The sequence below is a fragment of the Streptomyces sp. NPDC048288 genome, from assembly GCF_043201555.1.
Lineage (GTDB): Bacteria > Actinomycetota > Actinomycetes > Streptomycetales > Streptomycetaceae > Streptomyces.
The window spans coordinates 73262-89138 of the sequence record NZ_JBICZD010000013.1 but is presented as its reverse complement, the minus strand read 5'-3'; the positions used below and the strand labels follow the sequence as shown (position 1 = coordinate 89138).

The following is a 15877-nucleotide window of genomic DNA, read 5'->3' as shown; positions in this document are numbered from 1 at the left end:
TTCGGCTGAGGGTTTTGTGGTCCGCGGCAGGGCGGCCGGCACGCTTGGCCGGCTCATCCGGCCGTCCGCCGTGGACCGGTCTCGCTGTCGGTCTCGCTCTTGCCTTCGCTGTCGGTGTCGTCGGCGTCGTCGCCCTTCACACCGACGGCGTCCGCGTCGTTCACGGTCTCCTCGCCCGATCCGAAGCCGTTCTCTTTCCGGAACGACTCGTAGATCTGGAGCAGCACCTGCTTCTGCCGCTCGTCGAGCGTGGGGTCGGCGAGGATGACCGCACGGGTCTCCACCTCGTTCAGATCCCGCTCGGCGTCGAGGATGCCGGCACGGACGTACAGCGTCTCGGCGGAGATCCGCAGGGCCTTGGCGACCTGCTGGAGCACCTCCGCGCTCGGCTTGCGCAGCCCGCGCTCGATCTGGCTCAGGTACGGGTTGGACACCCCGGCGGCATCGGCGAGCTGCCTGAGCGACAGCTGCGCGTTGCGCCGCTGTTCGCGCAGATACTCACCGAGATTGCCGACGTTGAGCGATGCCATGCCCCCACAGTGCCCCACCCTCGCTAACAATTGCAAGCACCTGCTTGCAAAAGTGTGTCGTGTCATACCCGGACGGCCGCAGCTGACCTGTCTCTGTGATGTCCGGCCATTTGGTGGGGTGCAAGGTGGCCTCCGCCTGCCTCGAGTACGGTGACTCGGCATGATCGAGTCCGAGATGGAGATCAGCGAGGATCTGGTCCGCGACCTGCTTCGGGAGCAGCATCCGGACCTCGCCGAGCTGCCCATCCGCGAGGTGGCGGGCGGCTGGGGCAACCAGATGTGGCGCCTCGGTGACGAGTTGGCCGTCCGGATGCAGCGGATGGACACGAGCCCCGATCTGCAGCTCAAGGAGCGCCGGTGGCTGCCGGCTCTGGCCGCGCGCCTGCCGCTGCCGATTCCTGTCCCCCTACGGGACGGTGCGCCGTCCGAGCGCTTCCCCAAGATCTGGACCGTCATGACGTGGGTCGAGGGCACGCCGCTGGACCACGGCTCGATCACTCGCGGCGACCACGCGGCCGAGACGCTGTCGGAGTTCCTCAGGGCGCTGCACGTGGAGGCGCCCGCCGACGCACCGACCGCTTCGGACTTCGGCGCTCACCCCAAGGACTGCACGGGCGGCTTCGAGCACTTCTTCCAGGACGTCGCCCCTGCCGACCTCGCCGACGAGATCCGTGACGTCTGGGGTGAAGCGGTGGCGGCCCCGGGATGGGAGGGCCCACCGGTGTGGGTGCACGGCGACCTGCATCCCGCGAACGTCGTCGTCGCGGACGGGACACTGGCGGGTGTCGTCGACTTCGGCGCGCTGGTCGCCGGCGACCCGGCGTGGGACCTCGCGGCCGCCTGGGTGCTACTCCCCGCGGGCGGCGCCTCACGGTTTTTCAACAGCTACGCGCAGGCGGACGAGGCAGCGGTGCGACGGGCGCGCGGACTGGCCGCGATGAGGAGCCTGTTCCTGATGGCGATGGGCCGAGCCGGAGATCGCGGCCTGCCCGGAGGCAAGCCGAACTGGGGGCCCGCAGGCCGGTCCGCACTGGATCGTGTCCTGAAGGGCCTTTGACGTCGGCATGGTGGGACCGCGGTCTGAGAATCTCGGCGACGGTGCTCGAAGTCGAGCGAGTTACGGATGCCGCCACGGCAGGACAGCTACCCGGCCTCGGCGTCGCGTGTGCGCTGGTAGTGGCGGCGGGCCTTCAGCCTGTTGCCACACACGGCCATCGAGCACCAGCGGGCGCTGTTGCCCTTGCTGCGGTCGAGCAGGAAGAGCCGGCACTCAGGGTTGGCGCAGGGGCGGAGCCTGCCGGGCATCGTCTCCCGCAGCGCACCCCAGGCCAGGACCGCCTCCGCCGCCAGCCGCCGCTCCACCGGAGCCTCCAGCTCCCAGGACACTCCCGCTTCCGAAGGCTGCGGGCTCAGCACGACGCCCTTCAGGAGCGGGGCGAGCGACTCGGCGGGCCGGCTGCCGCGCACCACGTCCTGCAGCACGTCACGCGCCCGCAGCAGCTGCCGCAGTTCCTCGCCGCCGCCACTGCCGCCATGGGCCCGCTGCCACACCGCGGCCGCCGCCGGATCCGCCAGCTCGTCCGTACCGACGCCGTCGACCACCGGCGTGCTGTTCAGCAGGTCCAGCAGCGTGTCGTGATGCCCTCGGTCGACCACCGTCATCACCGTCATCACCGTCCCTCCTAATCTCCATGGACAGTTTGACAGGTTAGAACCACCGTTGCTTGATCGCGGACGGGTCCGGTCATCACCGCTCCGCCAGCAGCGCATGGCAGGAGGACCAGGCCGGGTGGCTCAGCAGGGGGCGGAAGCGGGTGAGGAGGGTGAGGAGCTGGGGTCCCCACTGCTCACGGAAGGGCGGGGAGATCCGGGCGAGGTCGAGTTCGTTGGCGGCCGTCAGCTCGGCGAAGTCCCGGCGTTGCCGGGGCTCGGGGACGCGGGCGAGGCCGGTGAAGCGGTCGTGGACGGCGGCACCGGCGTCGGCGAACGCCGGGTAGGTCGCCTTCCGGTCGCACGAGGCGTGGAGGTACACGAGGGCCTCCGCCTCGGCGCCGATCACGGCCGTGAGTTCGGCGCGGCGGTCAGGTGCCGGGGAGAGCAGTGCGGTGGGGAAGCCGTCGGTGCCGTAGAACGCGTGGCAGAGGCCCGCGAGCCGGAGCGCGGGACGGGCGCCCCACCCGGCGAGCTGCTCCTCGACGCGCCGGAGGTGCGCGAGGAGCGTCCCGCCGGGATGCGCGATCCCGGCGGCACCGAGGTCCCGCAGGAGGGCGACGGCTTGGGCGGAGGCGGCGGGAAAGTCTGCAGGCGAGTCGGCAGGGAATTCGACAGGGAATTCGACAGGGAATTCGGGCATGGGCGGGTTCCTTCCGTCAACGGACGTCGGCGCCTGGTGGCCGCCCGTCAGCGATGAGCCGCCAGCCACTCCGTCAGCACCGCGAAGTCCGCGTCCGTCAGGCCGAACTCGTGGTCGACCCGGTGGAGCAGGGCGGGCTGGTGATGATGGGCGGCCACCCAGGCGCGGTCGGCCTCGGTGAGCTCGTCGTCGATCCAGACGAACGGCCGCTGCCCCGCCCACGCCGTCAGCGGCCGGGTCTTCCAGTGCAGCAGGGCGGGCGGCGCGTCCTCGTCCGGCCACTCCACGACGGGCAGCGGGGGCAGGCCCAGCCAGGGGGCGACGCAGGAGTTCGCGTCGTCCATCCAGGTGGTGGCCCAGACGAGGTCGCAGCGCAGGGCGGCGAGGCGGGGGCCGAGGGCGGGGTCGACGCGGCTGAGGAGGGGGGTCGAGGGGGCGGGGTGGGTCCCGTAGACCGGATAGGGGCGGTCGGCGGGGGCGCCGAAGGGGATGAGGGTGCCGTCGATGTCTAGGAAGAGGAGCATCGGGGGTCAGGATCGCAAGAGAGGGGTGGAAAGGGTAGTAGCGCGGCTGCGGGTGGGGTGTGGCACCGCCTCTCAGAAAGGCAACGGTCTCGCGTGCACCACGTCCAGCCGCGACACCGCCCTCGTCAGCACCACGTACAACCTGTGCAGCCCCCTCTCCTCCCCCTCCGCCACCGCCGCCGGTTCCACGGCCACCACGTGGTCGTATTCGAGGCCCTTGACCATGCTCGCCGGGATCACGGCGACCCGGGCGCCGAGTCGGGCCGGGTCGGCGGCGGTGATGCCCGCGGAGGCGAGGGCCTCGCGTACGGCGGCCGTCTCCGGGTCCGCCGCGATCACTCCGATCGAGCCCTCCCGGGCCAGGGCCTCCCGGACCGCGGTGACCGTCGTCGCGTGCACGTCGTCCGTAGGGCGCAGGTTCAGTTCCCCGTCTGTGCGGAACGACCTGGCTGGGGGAACGTCCGTGCCCAGCTGCCGCAACAGTCGGTTGGTGAGGTCGACGACCGCCGCCGGGACGCGGAAGCCGGTGGTGAGCGGGACGACGCGGGCGCCCGGCTTCCCCAGTTGGCGCAGGACCGTGTCCCAGCTCCGCGCCGACCACGGGGTGGTGGCCTGGGCCAGGTCGCCGAGGACGGTGAGTGAGCCGAAGGCGGCGCGGCGGGCGATGGCCCGGCACTCCATGGGAGACAGGTCCTGGGCCTCGTCGACGACGATGTGGCCGTAGCCCTCGGGGTGTTCGATCAGCCCCGCGACCTCGTCGAGGAGGACGAGGTCGGCGGTCGACCAGCGGGCGGACTTGTGGGAGCGGGGCGGGCGGGGCCAGGCCACGGCCCGCTGTTCGTCGTCGGTCAGGATCCCCTCGGCGGCCCGTGCCAGGGCCCCGCCGCCGCAGTCCGTGAGGAGTTCGGCCACCACCTCCTCCGGCCGTACCTTCGGCCAGACGGTGTCGAGGTAGGCGCTCATCGCCCGGGACCGTTCCAGCCGGCGGGTCCAGGCAGCGGGCTGCGGACCGGCCCGCCGTTCGGCCTGGAGCTGTACGGCCCGCATGGCCCGCCCCCGTACCCGCTCGCGGCCGACGGCGTACGGCGGCTCCTCGCGCCGTACCTCCTCGACGATCCGCGCCAGGACGGCGGCGCGCACCCGCCAGGTGTACGTGCCGTCGGAGAGCGACAGGCCGTCGATGCCGGCGGTCGACACATGGGCGTACAGCGCGCGGCGCAGGACCTCGGCCATCCGGGGGTCGTGCTTGAGCGCGGCGGCGCGGTCGGGGTCGGTGCCGGTGGCCGGGTGGCGGCCGATCTCGTCCCGGAGGGTGGTCTGCCGTACGCCGGTCTCGCCCAGGGCGGGCAGCACCTCGGAGATGTAGGAGAGGAAGGTGCGGTTGGGGCCGAGGATGAGGAGGCCGGAGCGGCGGATGCGCTGGGGGTGGGTGTAGAGGAGGTAGGCGGCGCGGTGCAGGCCGACGGCGGTCTTGCCGGTGCCCGGGGCGCCCTGGACGCAGACGGAGTCGGTGAGGCCGGCGCGGACCAGGTCGTCCTGGTCGGGCTGGATGGTGGCGGCGATGTCGCGCATGGGGCCGACGCGGGGCCGTTCGATCTCGTTCGTGAGCAGCGCCCCGGTCCCGGCCTCGCCCTTGCCCAGACGCTCGTCCTCCAGCCCCGTGAGGTCGGCGGAGTCGCCGCGGCTGCCGGGGGCCCAGCCGAACCGCCGTCGTACCGCCACGCCCTGCGGGTCGTCGGGTCCGGCCTGGTAGAAGGCGCGGGAGACGGGGGCCCGCCAGTCGACGACGAGGGGCGGGGCGGTCGGCTCCTCGCTGATCCGCAGCCGGCCGATGCGGTAGCTCTGCCCGGCGTGCTCCCCCGCCTCGAAGTCCAGCTTGCCGAAGAACAGCGGCCCCTCCGGCAGCTCGCGCATCTCCTTGGCCCGGCTGCGCAGCCGGTACCCGAGCACCTCGGCGTCGGCACCGGAGGCGGAGACGTCCTCACCGGTGACGACGTGCTCGACGGCGCCCTCGACCATGTGGGCGAGGGCGGCTCGGCAGAGGTCGTGGTAGGCGCGTTCGCGGTCGAGTTCCTGCTGCATGACTCCACCGTAAACGAATCACTTAACCGAGTCACATTCTTAACCCCATCTCACCGGGTCTCGGCCAAGGCCTCCGCCAGCCGCCCGAACGCCCGCTCCGCCGCCCGCACCGCGTCCTCCCGCACGTCCTCCACCCGTTCCCCGCCCGCGATCCGCCGCCAGTTGTCCCGCGCGAGGATCCGCTGTACGGCGATGATCTGGCCGGCCGCGAGCCGCGCGTCCAGGGTGCCGCCGAGCGCCTCGGCGAGTGCGGCCTCCGACCGCTCCAGGTAGGCGTACTGCCGGGCGACCAGGGTGGGGGTGCTGTTGAGCAGGGTGTGGAAGGCGAGCACCTGGGGGTGGTCGTTCAGCCCGGTGATCGGATCACTCCGCCGCAGCCCGTCGAGGAAGTGGTCCCGCACCACCGCGACCGGCGACTCGGCGCCCGCGACCAGCCGCGCCGCCTCCGTCTCGTGATCGGCGATCCGGTGCAGGACCAGGTCCTCCTTGGCCGGGAAGTACCGGAACAGCGTCGGCTTGGAGATCCGGGCCGCCGCGGCCACCTCGGCGACCGACACCGCGTCGAACCCCTTCGCCAGAAACAGCCGTACGGCGGTGTCCGACACGTCCTCGTACATCCGCCGCTTCTTGCGCTCACGCAGGCCCATCTCACCCATGGGGCGAGCCTACGCAGCGGGAGTCGGTCCGGGCGCGGGCTCCTGGCGCCAGTGCGGGCGCTTCGCGAGGAGCCACAGGTCGTCGAAGTGCTTGGTCCAGGTCGCCACGGCCGCCTCGGCCACGCCTTCCCGGGCCCATACGTTCAGGTCGGTGCGGTAGCCCTTGGGGTCGTAGTACTCGTCGCCCTGATGCAGTCGCATCCGCACGGAGAGGTCGTACAGACCGTGCAGCACCTGTTGCCGGTTGAAGATGCAGATCTTGTCACGCGGGATGCCTGGATAGAGGCGGTACTCACACTCGACGCGCACCCGGCCGGCGTCCGTTAGCCGTTCCGCGAGCTGGGCGAGTATGCCGTCGTACTCGCGGCACCGCTGTTCCATGCGCTTACGGAAATCGGGGTCGTCGACGGGCATGTCCCGCTCCCCCACCTTGGAGGGCACCAACGCCCGGACCGGGGCACGGACCGACGACGTCAGCTCCTTCACCTGGTCGTAGCGCACATAGCCGACGAAACTCAGCAGTGCGCTGCCGAGATAGACCTTGCCCAGCAACAGGACCCGGGTCACCACCGGCTCGACGCGCTTCTGAAAGCGCCTCAGCCGCGCTACTCCACCCTCATCCGCCGAACCACCGCTCCGCCCACGCCCCCTCCGCGCAGCCCTGTCCGGCCGGCACTACAGGATCGAGGGCGAACGGGTATTCGGAGCACTCATGTTCCTGCTAGGCCAGAGCGCGAGCAAGATGGGGGTTCACCGTGCCCCGGGCGGGCAGGCCCATGGAGCCTGTGGCCGCCGTCAGCGTCATGGCGTACGAGTCCACGGCCCGGCGGACGTTGGGCGCGTCCAGGCTCGCCCCGGTGACCAGTCGGTCCAGGTCGACGTAGGCGGAGCGGACGATCTCGATCCAGCGGTAGACCCGCCAGTCCTGCTGCCAGTCGTGGGTGAACCTGGGATCGAGTCCGCGCTCCCAACGGCGGAACATCCGATCGCGGATCTCCGGCCGGGTCGGGGTCAGGTGCATGTGCCGCACCAGGTCGTAGAGCGGGTCGCCGACCAGGGCCATCTCCCAGTCGATGATGGTGAGGGCGAGCCGGTCGTCGCGGCGGACCAGGTTCCAGGGGTTGAGGTCTCCGTGCAACAGGGCCGAGTCACGGCGGCTGACGCGGTGCCGGGCAAGGATCTGCCGCAGCCGGGCAGCCTCGGGGAGGCCCACGAAACGGGCCAGTTGCTGGGACTCCTTGGGAAGGCCCGCTACCAGGGCGACGAGTTGCTCGCTCAGCCAGTGGTAGAAGTCGGGCTCGCCGGAGGCGGGGTCCAACTGCGTGTGGTCGACCTCGGTGAGTGCCGCCAACTGGTCGACGAGCCCGTCGGCCTCCTGCGGGCGGAGACCGTGCACGGGGTGGTCGGGTTTACGGTCGCCGCCGCCCGGGCCCTCGTAGGTGTGGATGGCGAAGCGGTCCCGGGAATAGGCGAAGAGATAGCGGGAGTGGCTCTCCCCCAGCGCCAGGACGCGAGGCGCGGCCACGGCGGCTTCGGAGCGCTCGATCGCCCGCAGCACCGCGTGCTCGCTGAGATAGCTCCGCTCACGACGGCGCAGGTGCGGCACCTTGCGGCGGATCACCACGGGAAAGTCGATGCCCGGCACCCGGATCACCGAGTTGAGGTGCGCGGTGCCCTTGAACACCTGGCGGGCCGGTGCGGTTCCCTCCAGGAACAGGGCCGCACGCACCGCGGAGTGCGGGAAGGCAGGGTGCTCAGGAACCCGCCGGTCCGGCCGCCAATCCATGACGTCGGCGATCCGGCCGTGCCCGGCGGACCCGTAGGCCGGCGCGGAGGCTACCCAGCGGAACAGGACACGCTCGATCTCCCGGTCGCCCGGCACCGTGCGCAGCCGCAGCGGCTCGGCGCCCGCCTCCAGTGCGCGGCGGACGGCCACCGTCGCCGCCCGCAGATTCTGCTCGTCGAAGGACTCCGCCAGAGACTTGGCGGCCCGCATCACGTCCGGGTAGACGGACTGGGCCCGTTCGAAGTCCAGATAGTGGCGCAGATCCTTGTGCACCCCGTGGGTGGCGGCGGGCCGCACCGCCCGCATGGCGTCCACCCACGCATCGACCACCTCGTCCCACTGGTGGTCCGGGTACTGCATCCGGACCAGGTGGATGGCGAGGTCGTGCAGCGGGTCACCGAAGGTGGCCAGCTCCCAGTCCACGCAGGTGAGCAGCGGCCCACCGTCCGGCGAGGTGATCAGATTGTCGCGGTGCAGGTCCGCGTGGAGAAGGCTGTAGGGGCGCCGGGCCAGCGCGGGGACCCGCTCGGCGAAACGGAGCAGGGCGTCCTCCGGAATCCCCAGGGCGGCGAACAGCCAGCCGAAAGCGGGCCCGTTGGCCTGGCGGATCTGGAGGTCCGCCATCCGGGCCAGCGTCCGCAGGAAGCCCTGGCTGTCCGTGTGATTCCGCGGCCAGTCGGACGGCAGCGGCGGCAGCGAGCTACCGCGCACCTGGGTCATGCGGGCGAACAGGCCGACCAGATCCTCGAGCAGGACCGTGTCGACCGGCTTGCCGTTCTCACAGACGCTGGAGAGCGGGACCCCGTCCACAAAGCTGTGGATGGTGAAGCGATTCCCCTCGAAGAGGCACTCGGGCACATTGGGCAGCACGCCCTGGATCGCCCGCAGGATCCGCGCCTCGTTGTCCCAGGTCCGGATCACCACGGAGAGGGCGTCGGTCCTGCGCACCCGGACGGTCACGGCGGTACCGGATTCCCGGCCAAGCAACCGGGCCATCGGCTCCGTCAGGGGGAGGACGTAGTTCTGGTTGTGGAAGCCGCTGCTCGCCTGCCCCTGCTCCGCCGCATGTCCCAGAAACGCCTCGTACTCGTCGTCGAGCAAAGGCCTGCTGGTGTCTCTCCCGGTGGCGACAGGGGGGAAAGGCGGTGCACCCACTCATCACTCCGGGGCGGTACGCGCGCGACTTCGCGTGGATCGGGCAGGGAAACGGTATTGCCAGGTGACGCACGACACGAGTCGAGGGGCGGTGGAGTGACCCTGATGGGTGATGGGTCGCTCAGCAGTGCGGTCGCCCGTCGGTACGGTCGTCCGAGGCCGGCTCTTTAGCCATCCCTAGTACGCACGCGACCGAGCAGTTACTCAGACGACTTCGGACTCTAGCGCAACAGGGGCCCCTCCAGATCACAGGGCCGCTACGCCTGAGAGGCGAGTAGGTTCCAGACCGACTCGAACCACCGGGTCGCGTTGTCGACGAAGGCCGAGCCCGTCGAATCCGGATCCGCGTCCCGGACGTGGTGGGTGAGAGTCGCGCCCACGCCCAGCACGTCCACGGCCTCGACCTCGGTGCCGTCCTCCAGGATCACCGTGCGCGGGATCGGCTCGTAGAAGCCGTGCAGGACCTCGTCATGGTTGATGACGTAGAGCTTGAAGGTCGGCGTGAGTTCGGTGTGACGGATCTGCAGATCGATGTCCGACACCAGGTTCTCGGTACGGAGCTGGTCCAGGACCGTACGCAGGGAGCCGGTGTGGGTCCGGGTGATGGCCTGCAGACGCCGCGGCAGGCGCGGGTCGTCGGGGTCGAGCTTGTTCCGGGGGTACGGCATGGCGAGCGTCTCAGCCGGGAGGATCATGCGCAGGGTGATCCTCCGAGGCCTGATGATGCGGGCCCGGATCCGCTCCGCCTGGACCCGGACGTGCGCGTCCAGGCTCTCCGAGGTCAGGGTGGCGATGTCCAGGGCGACCTCCTTACGCTCGAATGCCTCGGCGATGAGCGGCCCCAGTGTCATCGGATGGCGGGAGCGGGTGGCCCGGGGCGTGGAGGACTGTATGCGCTGGCTCCGCAGCACCCGGGAGCCCTTGCCCTGCCGGGACTCGATCCAGCCCTCGGTGCGCAGTATGCGCAGCGCCTTCTGCACGGTGTCCCGGGACACCTCGAACTCCTGCGCGAGCGTCTCTTGCGACGGCAGGAAGGAGTTCAGTGGATAGGCACCGTCGGAGAGCCGGACCCGGAGCTCGTCCGAGACCCGCCGCACGGCGCCGCCGCCCTCGTTCGCCCGGTTGGTCACGTGCCGTACGTACCTCTTCGCGTCGCCTGGCAAACAACTTCCAGTCAGGCAAGCAGTCAGCCAACTACCCACGTTACTGGATCTAGTTGACCGGGCATCCCTGCCACGAGCAGTCAACCAATCAGTCAACTGGCCGACTTGATGGGTTGACTGGGCTTCGCGATACGAGGGGGGTGGAAAGCCATGACTGTCCACGTGCTCGGGGTCGGCGTGCAGATCGACGATCTCATTCAACTGGCCTTCTGGGTCACGGGTTTACTGGCGTCCCTGGCGGCCTGGGTGCGCAGGCGTCGGCGGCACAGGCGCGAAGTCCCGTCTAGTGCCGCAGTATCTCCAGAAGCGGCCGCAGGGACAGCACGACACAGTCCGCGCCGGCCTCGGTCAAAAGCTTGGCTTTCCGTTCGTTACGCGCGTAGCCCAGGAAGGGGACCCCGGCCGTCCGGGCCGCCTGGAGGTCCGTCGGCGAGTCGCCGATCATCAGGGCCGCGTCGGGGGCGGCGCCCATCGCCCTGAGGGCGCGGTTGAGGCAGTGCGGGTCGGGCTTGAGGTGGCGCAGGTCCCGGGTGCGGCCGTAGATGTGCGGGGCGAAGCAGGGGGTCAGGTCCCGGTCGTCGAGGTAGGCGCGGACCACGCGGGGCGAGTTGTTGGTGGTCACCGCCATGCGTACGCCGCGCGCCCGCCAGGTCTGGATGAGGATGTCCGCGTACGCCGTCGGCATCGCCGTCGACGTGGCCCGCAGTTCCTCCTTGGTGAGACGTTCCTCCAACTCCGCGACCAGGTCACTGCCAGGGTGCCGACGGTCCACCGCACGCAGCACGAGGTGCGGGTCGAGCGTGTTCCGCTCGGTGTCCGTGACCAGCCCGTGCAGGCCCCGGACCATCAGCCACTCCACCAGGTCGTCGGCGACGACCTCCGCCGAGTGGCCCGCGAACAGACGGCAGATCGGCCCGTCGAAGTCCCAGAGGACGACTCGGGCGTTGCTGATCAGTTCCGTGAGCTCTTCGATCGTGTTCTTGCTCTTGGCTGCCACCAGTTCAGTCTGCGTCGCATCAGAAGTCACTAGGAGAGTGTCAGGTCCGTGGTGATGGTTTCCCAGAGGGCGTCGAACCACTTCTGGGATTGCTCCACGAACGCGGCGTCCCGTGAGCCCGAGCGCTTCTCGAAGGAGAAGAGCAGAGATTCCGAGCCGACGGCGTCGTACATGTCGAGCATGCCGGCCTCCGTCTGCTCCTCGCGGCGCGTGACCATGTAGTAGGCGAAGAGGGCCTCGGTCTCGTTTAGCAGGTACAGCTTGACCGGCGGGGTGAACGGCAGTGCCCTGAAGGTCACGTTCACGTCGATCTGGTGGGTGGAGCGGAGGCCCTGGAGGTTGTACTGGAGGACCTGGCCCTGGGCGTTGCGCATGCCGAGCCAGCGGGTGTGGACGGTGTCGTCGTCGCCCTCGACCGCGGTGGGGAAGGCGAGGGGGATGTCGCGGCTGGGGAGCAGGACGCGGACGTCGACACGGTCGGGGCGGAGCCGGCCCTCGTGGATCATGCGGAGCGGCTCGGCGAGCGCCGGGAGCAGGCTCTGGGCGGTGAGGCAGGCCGCGTCGATACGGACGTGCGGGGAGGAGAACGCCTCGGTCATGCGGGGGCCGAGGCCGACCATCGTCGGCTGGGGCTCGTCGTGGGTCGGGCGCGGCGGCTCGGCGATGCGCGGCGGGCTGCCCCGGCTGACGCTGCTGAGCAGGCCGTCGTCCTGGAGCGCCCGTAGCGCCTGGCGTACGGCACCCCGCTCGACGCCGAACTCCTCGGCCAGCTCGGCCTGGGTGGGCAGACGGTCGCCCACCTTGAGGTCGCCCGTGCGGATGCGTTCCCGCAAGGTGTCGGCGATCTCCTGAGGTGTGCTGCCGGTGTTCACTGCCACGTTCTCCTGGGTCACGACCAAACGCTACAACTTTGATCCATCTAACGGGAGTTGTTTGAAGATTGGTTATAAGTAGTAGCCAACTGGGGACAACCTAAGCAGAGTTGGTTACCAACTTGATTGAGTTGGTGGAAGCTTTGCTTCCCGACGATGGGGGAACCGTCATGCCCGCCGCCCTCACTCTTCTCTCCGCCGTGTTCGTCCTCGGCTTCGAACAGATCGTCCAGTCGAAGTACGGTGCCACTGGCATTATCGGTCTGCTGTTGCTCACCGTGGGGATCAAGGCCAAGAGCCCGGCGCTCAGTTCCGCCGGCGCGATCCTGCTCGCCCTCCTGCTCACCAGCCCCGCGTGAGCATCCCTAGGCGTTCAGCTTCAGTTCCGAACTGATCGTCTCCCACAGGGCGTTGAACCACAGGTGGGACTGTTCGACGAACGTGGTGTCCCGCAGCCCCGCGCCCTGCTCGAAGGCGAAGAGCATCGACCGCGTGCCCTCGGCGTCGTACGTCTGCAGGTGCTCCTGGCCGATCTCCCGCTCATGGCGCCCGAGCGTGTAGTACGCGAACAGCGCCTCCACCCCGTTGAGCAGGTAGAGCTTGACCGGCGGGGTGAAAGGAAGGGCGCGGAAGGTGACGTGCACGTCGATGCCGTGCGTGGCGCGCAGCGCCAGCAGGTTGTGCCGCAGCACCTGGCCCTGCGCGTTGCGCTGGGCCAGCCAGCGGGTGTGCACCACGTCCTCCGCCGAGGCCTCCACCGCCGTCGGGAACGCGAGGTCGATGTTCCGGCTCGGCAGCAGCACCCGGACGTCGACCTTGGCCGGTTCCAGTCGCCCCGCGTGGATGAGCCGCAGCGGTTCGCCGATGGCGAGATTGAGCGAGACCGAGGTCAGGCAGAGCGCGTCGATCTCCACGTGCGGGGCCGCGAAAGCCGCCTCTATGCGGGGGGTCAGGGCCACCATGGTGGGCTGCGGCGGCGCCTCCGGCCCCACGGCAAGCCGCAACGGGCCCGGATCCGGGGCCACCGTCGCCGGAGCGCCCTTCGATATGTTGGTGAGCAGGTGCTCCGACTGCAGGATGCGCAGCGCCTGGCGCACGGCACCCCGCTCGACCCCGAACTCGTCGGCCAGCTTGGCCTGCGTGGGCATGCGCTGGCCCGGCCGCAGCACCCCGGATCTGATCCGGGTGCGCAGCGCGTCGGCCACCTCGCGATGGGACGCCTGAGGCCGCTGTGACCTCTTCCGCCCATTGGCGGCGGCGTGTTCCGGCTCCACGGACAAACAGTACAACTTCCCGCCATCTTTCGTCAGTTCACGGGAAGGTGGTTATGAGTCGCTTCCAAGCGGAGATAAGTACAGTGGAGTTGGTCGCCAACTCTCGCAACATGGTCAAACTTCCTCGGCGGTTGGCCGATCGGGTTCCCTTCCGGAGGGGAGCCGGGAGCCTGGTCAACCAGGACGGCCGTCGGGGCGCACGACCAGCACAGTCACAACTGAACACCGACAACCGAACATCGGCAGACCCGCACAGTCACAACTGCACGGCCACAACTGAACAGCTCGCTACGGATGAGCAGCACCGACAGCAACACATCTGAACATGGTGATTCAGGCACCCGTCGCCGGAAGGAAGGAGAACCTCAGAAGATGTCCGGGCACCACGGCCGCCCGGACGTGCGCAGCAGGGCGTCGGCCTCCCGGGCGGCGCCCACTCGCTCTTCCCGGACCCGTCCCAGCGCGTGCAACCGCGCCACGGACTGGTCCCCGAGCCAGACGCTCGCCAACTCGGCGATGTCGAGGGTGAGTTCCGGGGCGTCGGTGGTCGGGGTGCAGGACGCGCCTTCGGGGGAGGCGTCCAGCCGGAACCGGCCGCCGGCCAGCCCCTGCCGGTCCACCACCTCGAGGACCAGCGACCCCGCCGTGTCGTACGTGCGCGCCTCCAGGGCCCGTACGACGTCCAGGATCCGCACCCACAGCCAGTCCGCCTGGGTGGTGATCCGCGCGGCGCGCGGGTCGGGGAGGTAGTGCGGCAGCAGGTCGTCGGGCGACCGCCAGCCGCTCTTCACCGTGGTGATCCAGTCGACCGAGCACAGGTAGTGCCACAGGGCGCGCTCGGCGGCCGGGGTGGCCGCGAGCAGCCACTTCACGTCGGCCGTGTTGTATGGCTGCTTGTCGTGCCAGTTGTCGTCCGACACGTACGACACGAGCCCCTCGACCTCACCGGCCGCCGACCGGTACGCCGCGTAGAACGGCTCGGTCCACTCGGTGTCGAAGCGGACCGCGCCCGTGTTCGACTGCCACCACAGCTCGTTGCGGCTGACCGCGCCGGGCGTGCCGCGGCGCACCCGTTCGTGGAGTTCGGGGCCGAGCTTGCGGACGTCCTCGGCGTCGACGAGGTCGATCCGGGCGCCGCCCTCGGGGCGGGACCAGCGGGGGTCCAGGCCGGTGCGGGGGACCTCGACCGTCCACTCGGTCAGCGTGGTCGCCGGGCCGAAGCCGTAGCGGCCGTAGATCCGGTACTCGGCGGCGATCAGGGTCGCGACCGCGTCTCCGCGTTCCTTCGCCGCGGCGAGGTCCTGGCTCATCATGCGGGTGAGCAGGCCGCGGCGGCGGTGGGTGGGGCTGACCGTGACGTTGGAGATGGCGTCGGCGGGGAGGGTGGCGCCGCCCACCGCGGTCAGCTCCTGGTCGAAGGAGCGGAACGTTGCCACGCAGCGGGGGCCGTCGAAGGCGCCGAGGAGTCTGCCGGGGACGAATTGCCTGCGGCGGGTGTCGAGTTGGTCGGGCGTGAGCACGGGTTGGCGGAGGAAGCCGGTGGCCAGGGCTCGGTGCCAGTCCGCGAGCTCGGACTCGGTTATGGGGCGGACTTCGACGTCGTCGGTCATGACAGCACGGTATGTGTTCGACCGGGGCGGTACTGAATGAATTTTCGCCGCGGGTGGGTGGGGGTTGAGCGCGCCCACGCGGCGGAGCCGCACATCGATACAGCCCCGCGCCCCTAAATGACTAAAGACAGGGCGCTCAGCCTCACGTCAGTAGGTCGTCGACCTGGGCTTCGCCCTCCCTGTACCTGCGGGCGATCTCTCCGCTCGAATCGTCCGCCGTCCGCTGCAGGCGCTGCCTCCGACGGGACACCTCCTGCTCGTAGCGCACCAGGCGGCCCATCGCCGCCGTCAGCTCCGTGTCCGTGCGGGCCTCCAGGTCGGAGAGTTCGACCTCGGCGAGCATGTCGGCGGCGAGGCGGCCGTACTCCTCGTTGTGGGGGGTGCCGAGGGTGACGTGGCGGGCCGAGGAGCGGTGGCGGGCCGGGGCGTCGGTGAGGATCTCGGGGAGGCGGTCCACGACGGAGGCGGCGCCGGCCGGGGAGCGGCGGGCCAGTTCCGCGCGCAGGATGTCGATACGGCCCTGGAGCAGCCGTCGTACATAGCTGAGGTCGGCCTCGTCGCGCTGGGCGTCCCGGCGCAGGACGCGCAGTTCGGGCAGGCTCAGGCAGGTCAGATCGTGCTCCGGCGGCTCCGCGGGCAGCGGGATGCCCTCGCCGCGCGGTGCGGGCGGCCGGGGCAGGTGCTGCGCGGCCTGCGCGCTCTGCGTGCCCTGAGTCCTCAGTCGCCCGGTGCTCGGTGTGCTCATACGCCTCTACCGTCCCCTCGACCGGTGTGTGGAAGCATGGTGCCACCCCAACTGGCCGCAATGTGACCGAGTGCCCCCGAACGGCCGTAGATGTGGGGTTAAGGATCAATAATGGGTCCCCTGTGAGAGC

At 70.2% G+C, this 15877-nt stretch carries 16 protein-coding genes; 2 read left to right on the top strand and 14 right to left on the bottom strand.

The window, feature by feature from the left end:
- Positions 1–53 precede the first annotated feature (53 nt).
- Positions 54–530, bottom strand: a complete 477-nt coding sequence (locus ACGFZS_RS38185; protein ID WP_393665504.1) for a helix-turn-helix domain-containing protein — start codon at positions 528–530, stop codon at positions 54–56.
- 160 nt (positions 531–690) lie between these two features.
- Between ACGFZS_RS38185 and ACGFZS_RS38180 the strand changes: the two genes are divergently transcribed.
- A complete protein-coding gene (locus ACGFZS_RS38180; RefSeq protein WP_393798958.1) occupies positions 691–1587 on the top strand; it encodes an aminoglycoside phosphotransferase family protein in 897 nt (298 codons plus the stop codon).
- 86 nt (positions 1588–1673) lie between these two features.
- On the opposite strand, the gene ACGFZS_RS38175 is transcribed toward ACGFZS_RS38180, so the two are convergent.
- The 10 genes from ACGFZS_RS38175 to ACGFZS_RS38130 form a co-directional block, all read right to left on the bottom strand.
- Positions 1674–2201, bottom strand: coding sequence for a CGNR zinc finger domain-containing protein (locus ACGFZS_RS38175; RefSeq protein ID WP_393798957.1), 528 nt, complete (start codon positions 2199–2201; stop codon positions 1674–1676).
- Between the two features lie 76 nt (positions 2202–2277).
- Positions 2278–2883, bottom strand: a complete 606-nt coding sequence (locus ACGFZS_RS38170) for a DUF6817 domain-containing protein (RefSeq protein WP_393798956.1) — start codon at positions 2881–2883, stop codon at positions 2278–2280.
- Between the two features lie 47 nt (positions 2884–2930).
- Positions 2931–3407: an HAD domain-containing protein gene (locus ACGFZS_RS38165; protein ID WP_393798955.1), complete on the bottom strand. Its 477-nt coding sequence runs from the start codon at positions 3405–3407 to the stop codon at positions 2931–2933.
- 72 nt (positions 3408–3479) lie between these two features.
- Entirely contained in the window at positions 3480–5489 is a 2010-nt protein-coding gene (locus ACGFZS_RS38160; protein ID WP_393798954.1) for a HelD family protein, read from the bottom strand.
- A 50-nt stretch (positions 5490–5539) separates the two neighbouring features.
- Positions 5540–6145, bottom strand: coding sequence for a TetR/AcrR family transcriptional regulator (locus ACGFZS_RS38155; protein WP_393798953.1), 606 nt, complete (start codon positions 6143–6145; stop codon positions 5540–5542).
- 9 nt (positions 6146–6154) lie between these two features.
- On the bottom strand, positions 6155–6715 hold the full coding sequence (locus ACGFZS_RS38150; protein ID WP_393798952.1) for a hypothetical protein: 561 nt from the start codon (positions 6713–6715) through the stop codon (positions 6155–6157).
- Positions 6716–6866: 151 nt separating this feature from the next.
- On the bottom strand, positions 6867–9086 hold the full coding sequence (locus ACGFZS_RS38145) for a phosphotransferase family protein (protein WP_393798951.1): 2220 nt from the start codon (positions 9084–9086) through the stop codon (positions 6867–6869).
- Positions 9087–9343: 257 nt separating this feature from the next.
- Complete coding sequence (locus ACGFZS_RS38140; RefSeq protein WP_393798950.1) at positions 9344–10216, bottom strand: winged helix-turn-helix domain-containing protein; 873 nt, start codon at positions 10214–10216, stop codon at positions 9344–9346.
- 316 nt (positions 10217–10532) lie between these two features.
- Complete coding sequence (locus ACGFZS_RS38135; protein WP_393798949.1) at positions 10533–11246, bottom strand: HAD family hydrolase; 714 nt, start codon at positions 11244–11246, stop codon at positions 10533–10535.
- 29 nt (positions 11247–11275) lie between these two features.
- Positions 11276–12145, bottom strand: a complete 870-nt coding sequence (locus ACGFZS_RS38130) for a FadR/GntR family transcriptional regulator (RefSeq protein ID WP_393798948.1) — start codon at positions 12143–12145, stop codon at positions 11276–11278.
- A 143-nt stretch (positions 12146–12288) separates the two neighbouring features.
- Here ACGFZS_RS38130 and ACGFZS_RS38125 point away from each other — a divergent pair, with 143 nt between their 5' ends.
- A complete protein-coding gene (locus ACGFZS_RS38125; RefSeq protein WP_355722543.1) occupies positions 12289–12477 on the top strand; it encodes a hypothetical protein in 189 nt (62 codons plus the stop codon).
- Positions 12478–12483: 6 nt separating this feature from the next.
- Here the strand turns inward: ACGFZS_RS38125 and ACGFZS_RS38120 are convergent, their stop codons facing one another.
- The 3 genes from ACGFZS_RS38120 to ACGFZS_RS38110 all read right to left on the bottom strand — a co-directional run bounded on the left by ACGFZS_RS38120 (position 12484) and on the right by ACGFZS_RS38110 (position 15747).
- A complete protein-coding gene (locus ACGFZS_RS38120) occupies positions 12484–13398 on the bottom strand; it encodes a winged helix-turn-helix domain-containing protein (RefSeq protein ID WP_393798947.1) in 915 nt (304 codons plus the stop codon).
- Positions 13399–13757: 359 nt separating this feature from the next.
- Positions 13758–15002 carry a GNAT family N-acetyltransferase gene (locus ACGFZS_RS38115; protein WP_393798946.1) on the bottom strand — a complete coding sequence of 415 codons (1245 nt, stop codon included), beginning with the start codon at positions 15000–15002 and terminating at the stop codon, positions 13758–13760.
- 142 nt (positions 15003–15144) lie between these two features.
- Positions 15145–15747: an aerial mycelium formation protein gene (locus tag ACGFZS_RS38110; RefSeq protein WP_365695156.1), complete on the bottom strand. Its 603-nt coding sequence runs from the start codon at positions 15745–15747 to the stop codon at positions 15145–15147.
- Positions 15748–15877: the final 130 nt, after the last annotated feature.